The sequence below is a fragment of the Helicobacter ibis genome, from assembly GCF_027859255.1.
GTDB classification, from domain to species: Bacteria; Campylobacterota; Campylobacteria; order Campylobacterales; family Helicobacteraceae; genus Helicobacter_D; species Helicobacter_D ibis.
This window is the reverse complement of the sequence record NZ_JAQHXR010000003.1, coordinates 132,795-152,134: the sequence shown is the minus strand read 5'-3', so window position 1 is coordinate 152,134 and position 19,340 is coordinate 132,795. Positions and strand designations below refer to the sequence as shown.

Sequence of the window (19,340 nt, the reverse complement as noted above, 5' to 3'; positions counted from 1 at the left end):
GGTAGCAGTTTTTAATATTTATTATTTCCATAGCACTAAAGATTTAGCAAAAATGCTAAATCTCTATCCGTTTCTCTTTTCCATGATTTCTTTAGCGATATTACTTGGAACCTCTCCATAATGGTCAAATTCCATAGTATATGTTCCTCTACCTTGTGTAGCAGAACGCAAATCAGTAGAATATCCAAACATTTCTGCTAATGGTACAAAAGCATTTACAATCTTTAATCCCATTCTATCATCCATTGAATTAATCTGTCCTCTTCTACGATTTAAATCACCAATTACATCACCCATATATTCTTCAGGAACTTCAACTTCAACCTTCATCATAGGCTCTAGCAATACAGCCCCTGCCTTTCTACAAGCATCTTTAAATGCCATAGAACCAGCGATCTTAAACGCCATTTCACTTGAATCTACATCATGGTAGCTACCATCAAAAAGAGTAACTTTAAAATCAACAACCGGATAACCTGCCAACACACCATTTTGCATTGCCTCTTGGATACCTTTATCAACTGCTGGAATATATTCTTTAGGGATAACACCACCAGAGATATTATTAACAAACTCATATCCTTTGCCAGGTTCTTGTGGTTCAACTTTTATAAATACATGTCCATATTGTCCTCTACCACCTGATTGCTTAGCATACTTGCACTCTTGCTCTACACTTTGGCGGATAGTCTCACGGAATGCAACTTGTGGTTGTCCTACTTCTGCTTCTACTTTGAATTCTCTTTTTAGTCTATCTACAATAATTTCTAAGTGAAGCTCACCCATACCAGAGATGATTGTCTGACCTGATTCTTCATCTGTATGCACTCTAAAGCTTGGGTCTTCTTCGGCTAGTTTTGCTAAAGCTAATGCCATTTTTTCTTGGTCTGCCTTTGTTTTTGGCTCAACTGCGATAGAAATAACCGGATCTGGAAATTCCATTCTCTCTAAAATTACCGGATCTTTTTCAGAACATAGAGTATCACCTGTTAGCGTCTCTTTTAATCCAACAAACGCACAAATCTCCCCTGCATACACCTCTTTAATATCTTCTCTTTTATTTGAGTGCATCTTAAGAAGTCTTCCAACTCTTTCTTTTTTGCCTTTTGTAGAGTTAAGCACATAGCTTCCCGATTCTAACATACCACGATAAGCACGCACGAAAGTTAGCTGTCCCACGAATGGATCTGTCATAATCTTAAATGCTAGACCTGCAAACTCACCATCATCAGTAGATTTAACACTAATTTCTTTTTCTTCATCTTTTGGATCTACACCACGAATGTCAGCAACTTCTGTTGGAGCTGGTAAATATTCTACAACTGCATCTAGCAGTGTTTGCACGCCTTTGTTTTTAAAGCTTGAACCACAAAGCATAGGGATAATCTCCATTGCTAAACAACCCTTTTTGATTCCTGCTTTAATTTCCTCTACACTTAGCTCTTCTCCGCCAAGATACTTTTCCATAGTAGCTTCATCAAGCTCTGCAACGGATTCTAAAAGTTTTTCTCTATATTCATTTGCTTTTTCTACTAAATCTGCTGGTATCTCTTCTATGTCATATTTTGCACCCATAGATTCATCATTCCAAACAATCGCTTTCATAGCTATAAGATCTACTACACCTTTAAAGCTATCTTCAGCACCAATAGGAATCACTAAAGGAACTGGCTTAGCCTTAAGTCTATTTGCAATTTGAGATTCTACATTATAGAAGTTTGCACCAATTCTATCCATTTTATTTACAAATACGATCCTTGGAACACCATATTTATTAGCTTGTCTCCAAACAGTTTCACTTTGAGGTTGCACACCACCAACAGAACAAAACACAGCAACAGCCCCATCTAAAACGCGCATAGATCTTTCAACTTCAATAGTAAAATCCACGTGTCCGGGAGTGTCAATTAGGTTTATTTGATAATCTTTCCAAAAACAAGTTGTTGCCGCAGAAGTAATTGTAATACCTCTTTCTTTTTCTTGCTCCATCCAGTCCATTGTAGCTGCACCATCATGCACCTCACCAATCTTATGGCTCACACCTGTATAAAACAAGATTCTTTCTGATGTAGTAGTCTTACCAGCATCAATGTGAGCTGCAATACCGATATTTCTAATCTTATGCAACGGGGTTTTTCTTGCCATTTTTATTCCTTTGGGATAAATATTTTTTGAGTTTCAATAGAAATCGTAGAAAATGCTAAAAGAGGGCAATAAGCAATCCTCTTAAGCATAGATAATTACCAACGATAGTGTGCAAATGCTTTATTGGCTTCTGCCATTTTATGCACATCTTCTCTTTTTTTGTATGCTGCACCTCTTTCGTTTGCTGCATCAATTAATTCATTTGCTAGTCTTTCAACCATTGTTCTCTCATTTCTCTTTCTAGCAGAATCTAAAAGCCATCTGATAGATAAAGACTGCTGTCTTGCAGGACGAACTTCAACAGGAACTTGATAAGTAGCACCACCAACGCGTCTGCTTCTTACTTCCACTAGAGGCTTAACCTTCTCTAATGCTTTTTCAAAAGTTTCAATACCTTTTTCTTTTGTTTTTTCTTCAATTTTTTCAAAAGTAGCATATATGATTTTTTCAGCTACACTTTTTTTACCATCATACATCATCTTGTTAATGAACTTTGTTACAACAATGTTGTTATAGATTGGATCTCCCAATACCTCTCTTTGCGGAGCTTTTCTTCTTCTCATTTAATTACCTCACTTACTATTTTGAATCACTCTTAGCACGCTTTGCACCATACTTACTACGAGATACTGTTCTTTTAGCAACACCAGCAGTATCCAACGCACCACGAATAATGTGATACTTAACACCCGGTAAATCTTTTACCCTACCACCACGAATTAGAACTATCGAGTGTTCTTGCAAATTATGTCCCTCACCGGGAATATAGCTAATCACCTCAAAGCCACTTGTTAGTCTAACTTTAGCTACTTTTCTTAAAGCAGAGTTTGGCTTTTTAGGTGTTGTAGTATAAACACGAGTGCAAACACCTCTTCTTTGAGGGCAAACCACCAAAGCAGGAGATTTTGACTTCTTTATAACCTTTTTTCTTTCTTTTCTAATTAATTGATTAATCGTTGGCACTTTTTTTCCTTCCTAAAAATATCTTCAATAGAGAAAATGAAGCGGATTTTACATGCAATCTGCTTTTATTCTCCTTAAATTAAGGTTTAACTAACCTTAATTCTCCTTGATTTTTATCTTCTGATCCTTGTAGATTCCAGTTCCTACCGGTATCATACGGCCTAGCACTATATTTTCTTTTAAATCCTCTAAGCAATCTGTCTTAGCTGCAATACTTGCTTCAGTTAGGACTTTTGTTGTCTCTTGGAAAGAAGCCGCAGAAATAACAGAATCACTTCCAATAGCAGCACGCGTGATACCTAGCAACACAGGCTCTGCGATAGCAGGGATTCCGCCCATTTTGATAATTCTTGCATTTTCTTCTCTAAAATGTCTCTTGCTAACTAAATCACCCTCTATGAATTTTGTATTGCCACTATCATAGATTCTTACTTGTCTTAGCATTTGCGATACGATTATTTCTATATGCTTATCTGCAATACTAACCCCTTGTCTTCTATACACTTGTTGAACTTCACTTACAATATATTTATAAAGCTCCTTCTCTCCACCGATTCTTAGTATATCTTGACTAGCTACCACGCCATCAGTTAGAGCCTCTCCAGCATGTATAAACTCGCCTTCATGTACCAAAATTTGCTTTGACTTATCTATCATATACTCAACGCTTCTACCATCGCTTGCTGTAATTACAAGTCTCTCTTTTCCGCGTATTGGCTTACCAAAATTCACAACACCATCTATTTCAGCTAGCACAGCAGGATCTTTTGGCTTTCTAGCTTCGAATAGTTCTGAAACCCTAGGAAGACCACCTGTGATATCCTTAGATTTTACAAGTGCTTTAGGAGTTTTTGCCAAGATATCTGCCATCTCAACTTTAGCACCATCATTTATAAATATGGCTGTTTTTGGCTCCAATGCATATCTTATTAGCCCTCCATTACCTGTTGATAATACTAAAGTTGGCTTATACGCACTTGCTATATACTCATTAACCACAAGTCTAGTTTGTCCTGTTAGCTCGTCTGTCTGTTCAGATACTGTAATTCCCGGTATAATATCCTCAAACTTGATAGTTCCTTTCTCTTCAGCTATGATAGGATTTGAGTAAGGATCCCAATCAGCAATTACAACATGCTCATCTACCTCTGGTCTAGCAATTAGTGCATCCCTTGATACCTTGCTATTATCGCCAAGCTCTATAATAGAATCTCTAGCTATATAATGCCTTGTTGCTTCTTGATCATATTCATCTGCTATTACTGCAAACAACCCTTTTTCATTAACTTTCGCCCCCTCTTTTACATCATGATATCTTTCTAAATGATCACCATGCAAATAGTAATACTTAACAACGCCATCAGCTTTTGCATATATTTTTTGAACTATAGGATCGTTATCATTTACTTTCAGCTCACTTGCATAAGAGATTCTATGTGGTATATTCCAGCTATCTTTAATAATATCCACAATACTTCCCTCATCTCTTACATAATGCCCACTTGCATAAGGTATATAGTATTTGCCTTCTATATTACCAGTTACACCTGCTAACTCATTAGGCTTTGCTACATCGCTCTTTCTTAGGACATATTTTGCAGTTTGCTTTTTACCTATTACAGAGACTATTACTTCATCGTATATCACATCGACTTTAAGCTCACCTTCAAATGGTGCTTTAATCTTAGGCTCTACAAGCAGTATAGCTGCATTTCTACGATTTGATACTATTGTTTTACCTTCTCTATTTTTGTAGGTTTTTACATTGTAGTATCTAATGAATCCTTCTTTGTTTGTTACTACTTGTCTTTCTTCTTGGCTTCTGCTTGCCGTTCCACCAACGTGGAATGTTCTAAGCGTTAGCTGTGTTCCAGGCTCACCAATAGATTGTGCAGCTACAACCCCAACTGCCTCTCCAACTTTAGAGATTCTAGCCTCTCCTAAGTTTAGTCCATAACACTTAGCACATACGCCTTTTTCTGCTTTACAAGTTACAGGAGTTCTAATTACAACAGATTTAACTCCTGCTTCTTTTGCTCTCTTAGCCTTTTCTTCATCTATCATAACGCCTTCAGCAATTAGAACTTCATTGGTAATAGGGTCAATTACATTTTCTGCTACAACCCTACCAAAAATTCTCTCTTCTAATTCTTCAATTAGCTCACTACCAACTGCTATATCTGTAATTTCGATACCCTCGTTTGTCCCACAATCTTCCATTACAATTTTTACATTTTGACTAACATCAATTAGCTTTCTTGTTAGATAACCAGCATTTGCAGTCTTAAGTGCTGTATCTGCTAGACCCTTTCTTGCTCCGTGTGTAGAGATGAAATACTCTAGCACATTAAGCCCCTCTTTAAAGTTAGAAGTGATAGGCGTTTCAATAATAGTTCCATCAGGCTTTGCCATTAGACCTCTCATGGCTGAAAGCTGCCTAATTTGTCCTGCGCTACCTCTAGCACCGGAATCTGCCATCATATAAATGGAGTTAAATCCTGCTTTATCATTCTCAATAAGCTTCATCATAGAATTACCAAGAGAGTTGTTTGTATCTGTCCAAACATCGATGATTTTGTTATATCTTTCTTGCTCTGTTAATAAACCAGAACTAAACTGACTTTGAATCTCATTTATCTTTTTCTTAGTTGCTTCTATTACTTTATTCTTATCAGATGGCACGATAATATCATCTGCAGAAATTGAAATACCTGCTTTTGTCGCATATTTGAATCCTAGATTCTTTAAATCATCTAAGAAACTAGCCGTAATACCAACTCCACCTTCTTTATACACATAGTCAATTAAAGTTGCAATATCTTTTTTCTTTAATACCTTATTCCACAAATTTACAGGCACAAAGTCAGGCAACACTGATTTTAGAATCATTCTACCAATTGTTGTGTTTATGATTCTTCCATCACAAAATGCTCTAATCTTAGCACTAATATCAACCACACCAGATTCTAGTGCAATGTATATTTGGTCTATATTTGAGAACAATTTATGCTCACCTTTTACATCTTCTTTTTCTAAAGATAGATAGTAAAGTCCTAAAATCATATCTTGACTAGGAACAGTTACTGCCTTACCACTTGCTGGAAGCAAGATATTCATAGAGCTTAGCATTAATAGCTTACACTCTGTAATTGCTTCTTGCGAAAGTGGAACATGCACAGCCATTTGATCCCCGTCAAAGTCTGCGTTAAATGCAGCACAAACAAGCGGATGTAATTGTATAGCCTTACCATCTATAAGTCTTGGGTGGAAAGCTTGAATCGACTGCTTATGCAATGTTGGAGCACGATTTAAAATCACAGGATAACTTGCTACTATTTCTTGCAGACACTCCCACACTTCATTGCTCTTTTGCTCGATCATTTTTTTAGCTTGTTTTAGAGTTGTAGCATAGCCCTTCTCCTCTAACTTGGCTAGAATATGTGGCTTAAATAATTCTAAAGCCATATTTTTAGGCAATCCACACTCGTCCATTTTTAAATTCGGTCCTACAACAATTACAGAACGCCCAGAGAAATCAACTCTCTTACCAAGTAAGTTTTGTCTAAACCTTCCTTGCTTACCTTTAATAATCTCTGATAGTGATTTAAGTGGGCGTTTATTCGCTCCTTTAACAGCATTTGCATTTCTGCCATTATCAAATAGTGCATCTACAGATTCTTGAAGCATTCTTTTTTCGTTTCTAACGATAATCTCTGGTGCATCAAGCTCGATTAAACGCTTTAATCTTTGGTTTCTATTTATAACTCTTCTATAAAGATCATTTACATCACTTACAGCAAATTTACCGCCATCTAGCGCTACAAGCGGTCTTAAATCTGGTGGAAGAACTGGTAGTATTGTTAGCATCATCCATTCTGGGCGGTTTTGCTCACCTGATACTACAAAGCTTTCTACAACTTTTAGTCTCTTAATTATTGTCTTCTTTTTCGCTTCAGAACTTGTTGCTTTTATAGCCTCTTTTAGCTCCGCTATTAAATCAACCAAATCTAGCCCTTCTAACAATTCCTTAACAGCTTCTCCACCCATTTGTGCTACAAATCCAGCATGTTCGAATCTTTGAGAAAGGCTTTGGTATTGTTCTTCGTTTAATACATCATACTTAGCAACCGGCTTTGTTCCTTCATTATCATAGAATGCCTCTCCGGGTTCTTTTACAATATATGCTTCATAATAAAGCACTCTTTCTAAGTCTTTCATTTTTACACCAAGAAGAGTTCCAATTCTACTTGGCAAAGAATTTACATACCAAATGTGTGCAACCGGAGTTACAAGCTCAATATGCCCCATTCTAGATCTTCTGACCTTAGAGCTTGTTACTTCTACACCACATTTTTCACACACTACACCTTTATAACGCATTTTTTTATATTTGCCACATAGACATTCATAATCTCTTACGGGACCAAATATTTTTGCACAAAACAATCCATCTCTTTCTGGCTTTAGGGTCCTATAATTAATTGTCTCTGGCTTTTTAACCTCACCATTACTCCAACTTTTGATTTTCTCTGGACTAGCAAGTAGAAGCTGGAATGCATTAAAGTCTCGTGGTCTTTCATTTTCTTTTATAACTACTGGTTCATTTATTCCATCTTTGTTTTTTACAAACACATTTACATCTAATGCTAAACTTTGCAGTTCTTTAGTTAGAACATAGAATGTCTCTGGAATTTCAGATTCTTTTACTGCCTCACCTCTTGTGATTGCTTTATATGCTTTTACCCTTCCTTCTACATCATCGGACTTTATAGTAAGCATTTCTTTTAGAGTGTGTGCAGCACCATAAGCCTCTAAAGCCCACACTTCCATCTCACCGAATCTCTGACCACCAAATAGCGCCTTACCACCAACTGGTTGTTGGGTAACAAGACTATAAGGACCAGTGCTTCTTGCATGAACTTTCTCATCTACTAAGTGGTGAAGTTTCAACATATACATATATCCGACATTTACTCTTTCGATCATTTTTTCGCCGGTTCTACCATCATACAACTCTGTCTTACCATCAGAATCTATCTTGGCTAATGCAAATAGCTTTTTGAATTCTTGCTCATTTACACCTTCAAACACAGGAGTAGCAAACTTAACACCTTTACTCCAATCTCTAGCATACTCGATTAATTCATCATCGCTTAAAGATTCAATGAATTTCTTTGTATCTTTCATGCCAGATGTATCTGCGATTTCTTGCATTTTAGATTTTAGAAGACCAACCCACTTGCTTTTTTCATTCTCAAAGACCGCACTTATTTGATCTCCTAATTGCTTACCTACCAATCCCAAATGCACCTCTAAAATCTGCCCTATATTCATACGACTAGGAACACCTAGAGGATTTAGTACTATCTCAACAGGGCGACCATCTTTTGTATAGGGCATATCCACTTCAGGGACAATATTGGACACGATACCTTTATTGCCATGTCTTCCTGCCATTTTATCACCAACTTTTAGCTTCCTCTTTGTTGCAACATAGATTTTAACAAGCTTCACAACTCCACTTGGCAGAATATCATCTTTTTCTATTACAGCTAGTTTTTCTTCATGCTCTTGGCTTAGTGTCTTTTTTTGCTCCAAGAAATTTGCTTTTATTGTTTCATATTTACTTTGAATCTCTTTTGGATAACTTTTAATCAAAGTAGCCATAGCAAATCTATTGACTTTTTCTAACTCTTCTTTTGGAATTATTTTGCCTTTTTTATACTCTACATCACCTATTTTCGCATTTGAAGTTAGCTTTTCTTTAGATAGTATAAATCCTATTCTTAAACTCTCTTCTCTATCTAACATAAGCAGTTTATCATGGTGTTCTAAGTCAAGTTTAGCCTTTTCAGATTCATAGGCATCAATTGCTCTTTTATCCTTGTCATAGCCTTTTTTAGTAAATATCTTTACATCTATTACGGTTCCTTCTAAACTTGGAGGACAATAGAGAGATTTATTTACAACATGACCTGCTTTCTCGCCAAAGATAGCCCTAAGCAATCTTTCCTCTGGAGTTGGCTTTACTTCTCCTTTTGGAGAAGCTTTACCAACTAGAATCATACCGCCACTTACATAAGTTCCAATTTTTACTATACCACTATCATCAAGATGGGCTAACTCTTCTTCTCTTATATTTGGTATATCTCTTGTAATTTCTTCTACACCATGCTTTAGTTCTCTTGCTTCAATTTCTTTTTCATAGATATGAATCGAAGTGAATGCATCATTTCTTATTAATTTCTCACTTACAACAATGGCATCTTCAAAGTTATATCCATTCCAAGGCATAAAGGCCACACGGATATTTTTACCAAGTGCTAATTCTCCTTGATCCATGTTTGGACCATCTGCTATTACATCTCCTGCCTTTACGACATCTCCTGCCTTTACTATAGGAATTTGAGAGAATGAAGTGTTTTGATTTGTTCTTAGATTCTTTTGCAATGAATAATGATCAATAAATGCACCATTTTCATCTTCACCTAAGATATAGATATTCTTTGCATCTATTTTCTCTACCACACCACCTCTACTAGCTTTGATAGCTTCCCACGAATCTCTTGAAACAATCTTTTCTATACCTGTTCCAACAACTGGAGCACTAGGGCGCAAAAGAGGCACAGCTTGTCGTTGCATGTTAGAACCCATCAAAGCCCTGTTAGCATCATCATGCTCTAAGAAAGGAATAAGGCTTGCTGCAACACCAACCACCATTCTAGGGCTAAGGTCAATTAAATCAACTTTTGAAGATTCCATAAGAATAATTTCGCCATCTTTTCTTACTTCTACTATATCTTCTTTGATCATATTATCACTAGTTAAGATTGTGCTAGCAGGAGCGATTACAGCACCTTCTTCTTGTGTAGCTGTAAGATATACAATCTCATCAGTTACTTTTTTATCAACAACTTTTCTATAAGGAGCTTCTATGAAACCTAATTCATTTACTTTAGCATAAGTCGATAGAGTATTAATCAAACCAATGTTTTGACCTTCTGGTGTTTCAATAGGACAGATTCTCCCATAATGAGTAGGATGCACATCTCTTACCTCAAATCCTGCTCTCTCTTTTACTAATCCACCCTCGCCAAGTGCGGAAAGTCTTCTTTTATGAGTTACCTCTGATAGCGGATTTGTCTGATCCATAAATTGAGATAGTTGCCCACCTGTGAAAAACTCCAAAATAGTACTTGTTATCATTTTAGAATTTACTAAATCATGAGGCATGAGCTCTTCTAATCCAGTACTTATTGTAGAGAGTTTATCTCTTATTACTTTTTGCATTTTAACCAAGCCCATGTGAAGCTCATTGGCCAAAAGCTCACCAATAGATCTAATTCTTCTATTACCTAAATGATCTCTATCATCAATTCTACCTTGACCATTTTTTACATGCATTAAATATCTAACCGTCTTAATTATATCCTCATGAGTTAGAACTGTTACATATTCTGGGACGCTCAAATCAAGCTTATGATTCATCTTCATTCTACCAACGGGTGTTAGATCATATCTTTCTGGATCAAAGAATAGTTGCTGAATAAATTGCTTTGCTGCTTCTTTGGTTACAGGCTCACCCGGCCTCATAACCTTGTAGATTCTTATCATAGCTAGATCATTTTCATTTTCTATCTTTTCTGTTTGCTTTAAAAGCTTCAAAGATTCTGCATCTGCTATAAATGAATTAATAATAGAAGAATCAACTCCATTTGCCAAGTCATTTGCAATTACAAAGTCATTAATACCAAGCTCGGCTAATTTTTTAAGCTTACTTTCATCCATTAAAGTTAGAGCATCAAAAATTACTTCTCCATTTTTATCAACAATAGGCTTTGCTAAGTATCTATTTACCAAGATATCACCAGGATACTCTATCATATTTATTTTGTCATCTTGTAAAGCTTTTGCTTTCTTAGCAGTCAATCTTTTGCCTGCAGCAATTAAAAGATTCCCTTTAGCATCTTTAATATCAAACTCAACACGACCTACAAATTCATTTGGATCAAATGAAATTAGATACTTGCCACCTTTTGCCTTGATTTCTAATAGAGGGTAGAATATCTTTAAAATATCTTGCTTAGAATATCCCAATGCCCTAAATAGAATCGTTACTGGCACTTTTCTTCTTTTATTAACCCTAACATATAATATGTCTTTTGCATCATATTCAAAATATAGCCACGATCCTCTATCTGGTATTATTTGTCCCATATAAACAAGTTTGTTTGATATTGTTGAAGCTTCTTCTTTGAATATAACGCCCGGACTTCTATGTAGCTGATTTACAACAACCCTCTCAACACCATTAATAATAAAGCTAGTCCTATCTGTCATTAGAGGAATCTCTCTTACAAATATGCTTTGCTCTTTAATATCTTTGATTCCTAGTTTTTCGCCCGTTTTCTCATCTCTCTCCCAAAGCACTAATCTTATTTTGATTTTTAATGGAATAGAATATGTAAGTCCCCTCTCCATAGCTTCTCTAACCGTATATCTAGGCTTACCATATTCACACCCAGCATACTCTAAGCTTATACGATTTTGTGTATCATGTATAGGAAATATTGATTTAAATACCTTTTCAATTCCAGATTCTCCGCCATCTTTAGCCACCAAAAAAGTATCATAACTATTTCTTTGAAGTTGTAATAAATTTGGAACTCCTATATTTTGAGGAATCTTTGTGAAATCTACTCTTAGTCTGTTTCCTGATTTTAAATTTACTGGCATATTCGTTACCTTATATGTAGAATTTTGGAAGAAAAATGAGGGAGCATAAGTCCCTCAAAAAATTATTTAATATCGACTTTTGCACCTGCTTCTTCAAATTTAGCTTTGATAGCATCAGCATCTTCTTTTTTAACTCCCTCTTTAACCGTAAATGGAGTTTGCTCAACTGCGTCTTTTGCTTCTTTTAAGCCAAGTCCTGTAACTTCTCTTACTACTTTAATTACATTGATTTTCTTATCTCCACTATCTGTAAGGATAATGTCGAACTCTGTTTTTTCTTCAGAAGCAGCACCACCGCCTGCAGCCGCAGCACCTGCTACAACAGTAGGAGCAGCAGAAACGCCAAATTTCTCTTCAAAAGCCTTTACAAGCTCTGAAAGTTCCATTACAGAAAGGTTACCAATGTATTCTAAAACATCTTCTTTTGTGATTGCCATTTTTATCTCCTTAAATTATTGTTCTTCTTTTTGTTTTCTTAAATTATCAAGTCCAGTAACAAAATATCTCGCCGGTGCAGTCCATACAGATAGCAACATACCAATAAGCTCTTCTTTAGAAGGTAGTTTAGAAACTGCTTCGATGTGTTTTGAATCTACACAACTTCCTTCAAAATATCCAGATTTTATTACTAGCTTACCACCAACAGAATCTGAAAACTTGCAAACTGCTTTTGCTAATGAAATTTGATCTTCACTCCAAACAAATATATTGTTTTCTTTAAGTTCTAAGTCTTCGATTCCAACTTGCTTTAACGCAATAGAAGCTAATGTGTTTTTGATAACTTGAACTTTTGCACTCTTTTCTCTAGCACTAGCTCTTAGAGATTCAAGCTCTCTAACACTTAAGCCTTTATAATCACAAACAATAATTGCATTTGAAGCTTTAAACTCACCAGCTAATTTTTCAATTAACGCCGTTTTTTCTGCTTTTGTCATATTAACCTCCTTTCAGACGAAAGACTTATATAGGGAAGTTTAAGCTTAAAAAGCCCCTATAGTCATTAGTCTAAGATAAAAACAAGAATAAATTATTTCATATCAGCAAGCTCTTGAATATCGAGCATCAATGAGGGACTCATCGTTAGTGATAAAGTTGCATTTTTGATATATTTTCCCTTAGCTGTTGCTGGTTTTTGCTTATTAATATTTTTAACAAGTGCTATAATGTTTTCTTCTAGCTTTTTAGCATCAAAACTAGCCTTACCAACAGGTGCATGAATGATACCTTTTTTATCTACACGATAATTTACTTGACCACTTTTTGCATTACTAACAGCTTTTGAAATATCCATTGTAACTGTGCCAGTTTTTGGATTTGGCATTAATCCCTTTGGTCCTAAGATTCTACCTACTTTACCAACTAATGCCATCATATCTGGTGTTGCAATTACCATATCAAAGTTCAAATCTCCACCTTTGATTTGCTCTGCTAAATCATCATCACCAACAACATCAGCACCAGCAGCTTTAGCTTCATCAGCTTTAGAACCTTTTGCAAATACTGCTACACGCACACTTTTACCTGTCCCATTAGGTAAAACAACAGCACCACGAATCATCTGATCAGCATGTCTTGGATCAACACCAAGGTTTAACGCAATCTCTACAGTTTCATCAAACTTTGCAGAAGCTAGAGACTTTACTGATGCAGAGGCGGTTGTGATATCGTATATTTTCTTGCAATCAACTTTATTTAGAAGATTTTGCATTCTTTTTGTTAATTTTTTTGCCATTTTATACTCCAACGCGTCTTTATTAATCTACAACTTCAATGCCCATGCTTCGAGCACTTCCTTCAACTATCTTCATTGCTGCTTCTTCTGAAGTAGCATTCAAGTCGTCCATTTTTGTCTTTACAATCTCTAAAACTTGTGCTTTTGTAAGCTTACCAACTTTATTTTTTAGAGGATTATCAGAACCTTTTTGGATTCCAGCTGCCTTTTTAATCAAATCTGTAACAGGTGGCTTTTTAGTAACAAATGTAAAGCTCTTATCTTGATAAACCGTGATAATAACAGGAATATTAAAATTTCCCATATCTTTGGTTTTTTCATTAAAAGCCTTACAAAATTCCATTATATTAATACCACGCTGACCTAATGCAGGACCTACAGGTGGTGATGGATTAGCCTTTCCTGCTGGGATTTGCAATTTTAGTTCGCCAACAATTTTTTTTGCCATAACTTATCCTTGTTTTTAGTGTATTAAACTATTTTTTCTACTTGAGAATAAAGTATTTCAATAGGTGTACTTCGTCCAAAAATAGATACATTTAGCTTTAACTTTCTATGCTCCATGTCATACTCTTCAACAATACCTGTAAAATTAGCAAATGGACCTTCTATAATCCTTACAACTTCACCAGATTCAAAAATAATTTTTGGTTTTGGAGCTGCACGATTTTGAACTTTTTCTATAATGTGGTTAATGTCTGCTTCGCTTAGCGGTGTAGGTTTTTTTGCTTCGCCTATGAATCTACTAACTTTAGGTAATGATTGAATTGTATGCCATAAAGCAGTATCTAAATCAACCCTAATAAAAACATAACCGGGATATAAACTTCTCTCGCTGATTTTTTTCTTGTTATTCTTAACTTCAATAATATCTTCAGTTGGAACAACTATATCAGTTAATCTGTCCTCTAGATGATGCTCTTTAACTATGTTTTCTATACCTCTTTTAACAGCTTGTTCGCTACCAAAATAGGTTTGAATCGCATACCAATACAAAGCCATAAAAAAATCCTAAAATTATAAAATACTTGAAACAAAACTTCCAAGAATGAAATCAACCGATGCCAAAAATAGAGCAATAACAGAGACAACTAACAATACAGAAATAAAAGCACTTCTAACTTGCTCTTTTGTCGGAAATATTACCTTTGATAGCTCTTCTTTGGATAATCTATAATATGCAATAAGCTTTTTCACTATACTTATTCCTTTATTCCAAATATGGCAGGCCAGGAGGGACTCGAACCCCCAACACTCGGTTTTGGAGACCGACGCTCTACCATTGGAGCTACTGACCTACAATTTGGATATAGAGAATTCTCTCCATATCCATAACGCTAAAATTTAGCTTTTTAACTTCACTTCTTTATGAATTGTATGTCTATTAAGCCTTGGGCAGAACTTTTTTAGCTCCAGTTTTTCTGTTTGTGTTTTTGCGTTTTTCACGGTGCTATAGTTTATATCACCACACTCTACACATTTAAGTCCAATTTTTATTCTATTACCCTTTGCCATGTTTTACAGCCTATTCAATAATTTTTGTAACAACACCAGCACCAACAGTTCTACCACCTTCACGAATAGCGAATCTTGTTCCTTCTTCTAGTGCGATAGGGTTAATTAGTTCTACTGTGATTTTGATGTTATCACCCGGCATAACCATTTCAACTCCATCAGGCAATTGAATAGAACCAGTAATATCTGTTGTTCTTACATAGAATTGTGGTCTATATCCATTAAAGAATGGAGTATGTCTTCCACCTTCATCTTTTGAAAGAACATAAATTTCACCTTCAAACTTTTTGTGAGGAGTAATTGAAGCAGGCTTACAAAGAACCATACCTCTCTCAACTTCTTCTTTCTTTGTTCCTCTTAAAAGAACACCAACATTATCACCAGCTTCACCCATGTCTAGCTCTTTTCTAAACATTTCAACGCCAGTTACAGTTGTCTTTTGAGTTGGGCGAATACCAACTATTTCAATTTCATCACCTACTTTTACAACACCTCTTTCGATTCTTCCTGTAACAACCGTTCCTCTACCTGCTATTGAGAAAACATCTTCGATAGGCATCAAGAAAGTCTTATCAGTTTCACGAGCTGGAGTAGGTATATACTCATCTACAGCATCCATTAACTTCATAATCTTCTCGCTCCACTCGCCTAGAGAACCAGCTTTAGCTTCATCTAGTGCTTTTAGAGCAGAACCAGCAATAATTGGAGTATCATCTCCCGGGAATTCATAACTTGATAGAAGTTCTCTAATTTCCATTTCTACCAATTCTAATAGTTCTTGGTCATCAACCATATCTTGCTTATTCATGAAAACTACGATATATGGAACACCAACTTGGCGAGATAGTAGAATATGCTCTCTAGTTTGTGGCATAGGACCATCAGCAGCAGAAACAACCAAGATAGCTCCGTCCATTTGAGCAGCACCTGTAATCATGTTCTTAACATAGTCAGCGTGTCCAGGACAATCAACATGTGCGTAGTGTCTCTTTTCTGTTTCATACTCAATGTGAGAAGTAGCAATCGTAATACCTCTTTCTTTTTCTTCAGGTGCATTATCGATATTGTCATAGTCTTTCATCTCTGCCAAACCTTTTGTAGATAGAACAGCAGAAATAGCAGCACTCAATGTTGTCTTACCATGGTCAACATGTCCGATTGTTCCAATATTTACATGGGGTTTTGATTTAACATATTTTTCCTTAGCCATAAGCTTCTCCTGTAAAATTAATATAGTTTTGATAGTTAGACTACCTAAAAAACAAACACAAAAACACGAATCCATATCTAAATTTATAGCAAGATTCAATGAAAATGCATTGCGAAAAACTGGAGCCCATAAGCGGGATTGAACCGCCGACCTCTTCCTTACCAAGGAAGTGCTCTGCCACTGAGCTATATGGGCATAAACATCGTTTATTTTAGTGTGCTGATTTGTCTAATTTAATTGTTTAAGAATCTAAACATTAGCAAAGTAGAATCAGCTCCCAGTTATCACAAGTGTGATTGGAGCGGGAAACGGGGCTCGAACCCGCGACCCTCAGCTTGGAAGGCTGATGCTCTAGCCAACTGAGCTACTCCCGCATGGCTACATGGTGGTGAGACGTGGATTCGAACCACGGAAGGTAGAACCAGCAGATTTACAGTCTGCCCTCGTTGGCCACTTGAGTATCTCACCACAGAAAATTTATAAACTGGTCAAACACTGAAAAATAAATAGAACTTAAATTATGGAGCTGGTGAAGGGACTCGAACCCCCGGCCTGCTGCTTACAAGGCAGCTGCTCTACCAACTGAGCTACACCAGCAAAAATTAAAGGAGGCATTTTACAACTTTTTATAGCTTTTGTCAATAAATTATAGAAAATAAATAATATTTTTTGTGCAATATAAACATAAACTATGGCTTATGCTTAATGTCATATTTATAAACTTTGCAGATTCTAAAACCTACAAATGCCATACTTCTAAATATTGAATAATATTTGTGCTATTAAAGATTGTAAAATACTCCTTAAAATAATAGTTTGTATATTTTTATAAAAACGCAAAAACACCAACAATACAATTAAAGTTAAGGCAAAAGATGACCAAAGAATTAATAAGACAAAAATTTAAAAACAGATTAAACAAAGCAAAAGATTCACAAAACAAACTATATATGGATTTGATTTTAAACAAAAAAATAGAAATCCTACTACAACAAATAATATCAAACCTAAAAAAGCAAAAAAGAAAACCTCACTCAAGAATCAATATTTTATTGTATTTCCCACTGGATATTGAGTTTAACTGCCTAAAATTGCTAAATAAATTTAAAAAACAAAAAAACACACAAATTTTTCTACCATTTATGTCTGATATAAATTTGAAAATGGTAGAATATAGACTGCCACTAGGGAGACAAGCTTTTGGCATTTATCAACCAAATGGTTCATTATTTAGAAACAATAAATTAGATATTGCAATTATTCCAGTGTTAGGTATAGATATGGATTTTAGACGGATAGGTTTTGGCAAAGGTATATATGATAGATTCTTTATGAATCTCAAAAAACAACCAATAACTATTTTTGTATCTCGTGCACTAAACTATCACAACTCTAAAATAACGCAGTATCACGATGTGAAAACCAACATATACATAACCCCATTTGCAACAATCAAGGACAAGATACATGATAGTAGTAACATTAAGTTCCGTAGCATCAGCACTAATAGCAGGTTTAGGAGGCTACCTAGTTTCACGCAAAATATTCAACACAAACTCTAGTGTATTACTAGAACAAGCAAAGGCAAAGGCAAAGGCAATAGAATATGAAGCAGAAAAAATGCTACAAGAATCGAAAATCAAAATTAAAGAGCTAGAAGTAGAAGCAGAAAAAAACATACAAACAGAAAAGCTAAAAAACAAAAAAGAATATGAACAAAAACTGCTAGAATTTGAGAGAAAGAAGCTACAAGAGATTCAAAAAATAGAGAAAGAAACATCTATCATAAATGAAGAAAAGCAACGCATAAATAGAGATATACAAAATATATCAGAAACAAAAAATGCAATAAAAAAGCTACAAACAAACTATGAAGAAAAAATAAGCGAATTAACATGTCAATTATCACAGATTGTGAGCCTAACTAAAAAAGAAGCCAAAGAATTATTATTTAACAAGCTAAAAGAAGAATGCAAACAAGAAGCTGCGCATATAATAAGAAAATATGAAACACAAGCAAAAGAAGATGCAAAAGAAAGAGCAAACTATCTTCTAGCACAAGCTACTTCACGCTTTGCAGGTGAGTTTGCAGCAGAAAGACTAATAAATACAATAAATCTCCCAAGCGATGACTTAAAAGCAAAAATAATAGGCAAAGAAGGACGAAACATAAAGGCACTAGAAATGACCTGTGGTGTGGATATAATCATTGATGACACACCCGGAACTATAATAGTTAGTTGCCATAATCTATATAGAAGAAGTATAGCCACTAAAACTATCGAACAACTAATAGAAGATGGTAGGATTCAACCTGCAAAAATTGAAGAAATATATCAAAAATGTTTTGATGAGTTTGAAACTCAAGTCTTTAAAGAAGGAGAACAAGTAGTATTAGATTTGGGACTAAATAATATGCACCCAGAAATCCAAAAACTAGTTGGTAAACTAAAATATAGAGCAAGTTATGGACAAAATGCACTAGCACACTCACTAGAAGTAGCACATCTAGCAGGAATCATAGCAGCAGAACTTGGGGGTGATTGCCTCCTAGCTACAAGAGCTGGATTATTGCATGATATTGGCAAATCAAGGACACATGACTTTAAGGGTTCGCATGTAGAACTAGGTGCTGAAATATGCAGAAGATACAATGAGCACCCAATAGTAATAAATGCAATCATGTCTCATCATGGGAATGAAGAAGCAAAAAGTATCGAAGCTGCTGCTGTATGTGCTGCAGATGCACTTAGCTCTGCTAGACCTGGTGCAAGACGAGAGGTGCTAGAAAATTACCTAAGAAGAGTTAGCGAGATAGAAAATATAGCATTAACAAAAGCTGGCGTAGTGCATGCTTATGCAATAAATGCTGGAAGAGAAGTAAGGGTAATTGTAAAATCAAGCGATTTAAGTGATGACGATTTGCATGTCTTAGCAAAAGATATTGCAAAAGACATTGAATCTAGTGTGCAATATCCTGGAGAAATAAAAGTTAGTGCAATAAGAGAAACAAGGGCTTATGCTATTGCTAGTTAGCGG

Annotated in this window: 14 protein-coding genes and 5 tRNA genes; 2 read left to right on the top strand and 17 right to left on the bottom strand. The window is 35.5% G+C overall.

Translation table 11 applies throughout. The annotated features are described in order from the left end of the window. Positions 1–63 precede the first annotated feature (63 nt). The 17 genes from fusA to PF021_RS06450 all read right to left on the bottom strand — a co-directional run bounded on the left by fusA (position 64) and on the right by PF021_RS06450 (position 16,898). Entirely contained in the window at positions 64–2,145 is a 2,082-nt protein-coding gene (gene fusA / locus PF021_RS06530; protein WP_271021671.1) for an elongation factor G, read from the bottom strand. A 95-nt stretch (positions 2,146–2,240) separates the two neighbouring features. Further along, complete coding sequence (rpsG, locus tag PF021_RS06525; RefSeq protein ID WP_271021670.1) at positions 2,241–2,708, bottom strand: 30S ribosomal protein S7; 468 nt, start codon at positions 2,706–2,708, stop codon at positions 2,241–2,243. Positions 2,709–2,724: 16 nt separating this feature from the next. Beyond that, a complete protein-coding gene (gene rpsL, locus PF021_RS06520) occupies positions 2,725–3,108 on the bottom strand; it encodes a 30S ribosomal protein S12 (RefSeq protein ID WP_271021665.1) in 384 nt (127 codons plus the stop codon). 96 nt (positions 3,109–3,204) lie between these two features. After that, positions 3,205–11,844: a DNA-directed RNA polymerase subunit beta/beta' gene (locus tag PF021_RS06515; protein WP_271021664.1), complete on the bottom strand. Its 8,640-nt coding sequence runs from the start codon at positions 11,842–11,844 to the stop codon at positions 3,205–3,207. Between the two features lie 62 nt (positions 11,845–11,906). Beyond that, on the bottom strand, positions 11,907–12,281 hold the full coding sequence (gene rplL / locus PF021_RS06510; RefSeq protein WP_271021663.1) for a 50S ribosomal protein L7/L12: 375 nt from the start codon (positions 12,279–12,281) through the stop codon (positions 11,907–11,909). 15 nt (positions 12,282–12,296) lie between these two features. After that, entirely contained in the window at positions 12,297–12,779 is a 483-nt protein-coding gene (rplJ, locus tag PF021_RS06505; RefSeq protein WP_271021662.1) for a 50S ribosomal protein L10, read from the bottom strand. A gap of 92 nt (positions 12,780–12,871) precedes the next feature. Continuing rightward, positions 12,872–13,576: a 50S ribosomal protein L1 gene (gene rplA, locus PF021_RS06500; RefSeq protein ID WP_271021661.1), complete on the bottom strand. Its 705-nt coding sequence runs from the start codon at positions 13,574–13,576 to the stop codon at positions 12,872–12,874. A gap of 22 nt (positions 13,577–13,598) precedes the next feature. Further along, on the bottom strand, positions 13,599–14,024 hold the full coding sequence (gene rplK / locus PF021_RS06495) for a 50S ribosomal protein L11 (RefSeq protein ID WP_271021660.1): 426 nt from the start codon (positions 14,022–14,024) through the stop codon (positions 13,599–13,601). 23 nt (positions 14,025–14,047) lie between these two features. Further along, positions 14,048–14,572, bottom strand: a complete 525-nt coding sequence (gene nusG / locus PF021_RS06490; protein WP_271021703.1) for a transcription termination/antitermination protein NusG — start codon at positions 14,570–14,572, stop codon at positions 14,048–14,050. A gap of 21 nt (positions 14,573–14,593) precedes the next feature. After that, a complete protein-coding gene (secE, locus tag PF021_RS06485; RefSeq protein ID WP_271021659.1) occupies positions 14,594–14,773 on the bottom strand; it encodes a preprotein translocase subunit SecE in 180 nt (59 codons plus the stop codon). Between the two features lie 25 nt (positions 14,774–14,798). Further along, positions 14,799–14,874, bottom strand: a tRNA-Trp gene (locus PF021_RS06480). 46 nt (positions 14,875–14,920) lie between these two features. Next, the gene (rpmG, locus tag PF021_RS06475) at positions 14,921–15,091 is read right to left on the bottom strand and encodes a 50S ribosomal protein L33 (protein WP_271021658.1); all 171 of its coding nucleotides are present in this window, start codon (positions 15,089–15,091) and stop codon (positions 14,921–14,923) included. 10 nt (positions 15,092–15,101) lie between these two features. After that, positions 15,102–16,301, bottom strand: a complete 1,200-nt coding sequence (gene tuf / locus PF021_RS06470; RefSeq protein ID WP_271021657.1) for an elongation factor Tu — start codon at positions 16,299–16,301, stop codon at positions 15,102–15,104. A gap of 120 nt (positions 16,302–16,421) precedes the next feature. Next, positions 16,422–16,496: transfer RNA gene (locus PF021_RS06465), tRNA-Thr, on the bottom strand. Positions 16,497–16,598: 102 nt separating this feature from the next. After that, positions 16,599–16,675: transfer RNA gene (locus PF021_RS06460), tRNA-Gly, on the bottom strand. Between the two features lie 9 nt (positions 16,676–16,684). Next, positions 16,685–16,769, bottom strand: a tRNA-Tyr gene (locus tag PF021_RS06455). Positions 16,770–16,822: 53 nt separating this feature from the next. Further along, positions 16,823–16,898 (bottom strand) — tRNA-Thr (locus PF021_RS06450). 278 nt (positions 16,899–17,176) lie between these two features. Here PF021_RS06450 and PF021_RS06445 point away from each other — a divergent pair. Both PF021_RS06445 and rny read left to right on the top strand, forming a co-directional pair. After that, entirely contained in the window at positions 17,177–17,863 is a 687-nt protein-coding gene (locus PF021_RS06445) for a 5-formyltetrahydrofolate cyclo-ligase (RefSeq protein ID WP_271021656.1), read from the top strand. Beyond that, positions 17,772–19,337 carry a ribonuclease Y gene (gene rny / locus PF021_RS06440; protein WP_407081417.1) on the top strand — a complete coding sequence of 522 codons (1,566 nt, stop codon included), beginning with the start codon at positions 17,772–17,774 and terminating at the stop codon, positions 19,335–19,337. The genes PF021_RS06445 and rny overlap by 92 nt, the downstream gene beginning before the upstream one ends. Positions 19,338–19,340 lie beyond the last annotated feature (3 nt).

Excerpts from the sequence above, each read along its gene's own strand:
- rplA (WP_271021661.1), bottom strand. The coding sequence starts at position 13,576 with ATGGCAAAAAAATTAACAAAAAGAATGCAAAATCTTCTAAATAAAGTT.
- tuf (WP_271021657.1), bottom strand. The coding sequence starts at position 16,301 with ATGGCTAAGGAAAAATATGTTAAATCAAAACCCCATGTAAATATTGGA.
- PF021_RS06515 (WP_271021664.1), bottom strand. The coding sequence starts at position 11,844 with ATGCCAGTAAATTTAAAATCAGGAAACAGACTAAGAGTAGATTTCACA.
- fusA (WP_271021671.1), bottom strand. The coding sequence starts at position 2,145 with ATGGCAAGAAAAACCCCGTTGCATAAGATTAGAAATATCGGTATTGCA.
- rplJ (WP_271021662.1), bottom strand. The coding sequence starts at position 12,779 with ATGACAAAAGCAGAAAAAACGGCGTTAATTGAAAAATTAGCTGGTGAG.
- PF021_RS06445 (WP_271021656.1), top strand. The coding sequence starts at position 17,177 with ATGACCAAAGAATTAATAAGACAAAAATTTAAAAACAGATTAAACAAA.
- rpmG (WP_271021658.1), bottom strand. The coding sequence starts at position 15,091 with ATGGCAAAGGGTAATAGAATAAAAATTGGACTTAAATGTGTAGAGTGT.
- rplL (WP_271021663.1), bottom strand. The coding sequence starts at position 12,281 with ATGGCAATCACAAAAGAAGATGTTTTAGAATACATTGGTAACCTTTCT.
- rplK (WP_271021660.1), bottom strand. The coding sequence starts at position 14,024 with ATGGCAAAAAAAATTGTTGGCGAACTAAAATTGCAAATCCCAGCAGGA.
- rpsG (WP_271021670.1), bottom strand. The coding sequence starts at position 2,708 with ATGAGAAGAAGAAAAGCTCCGCAAAGAGAGGTATTGGGAGATCCAATC.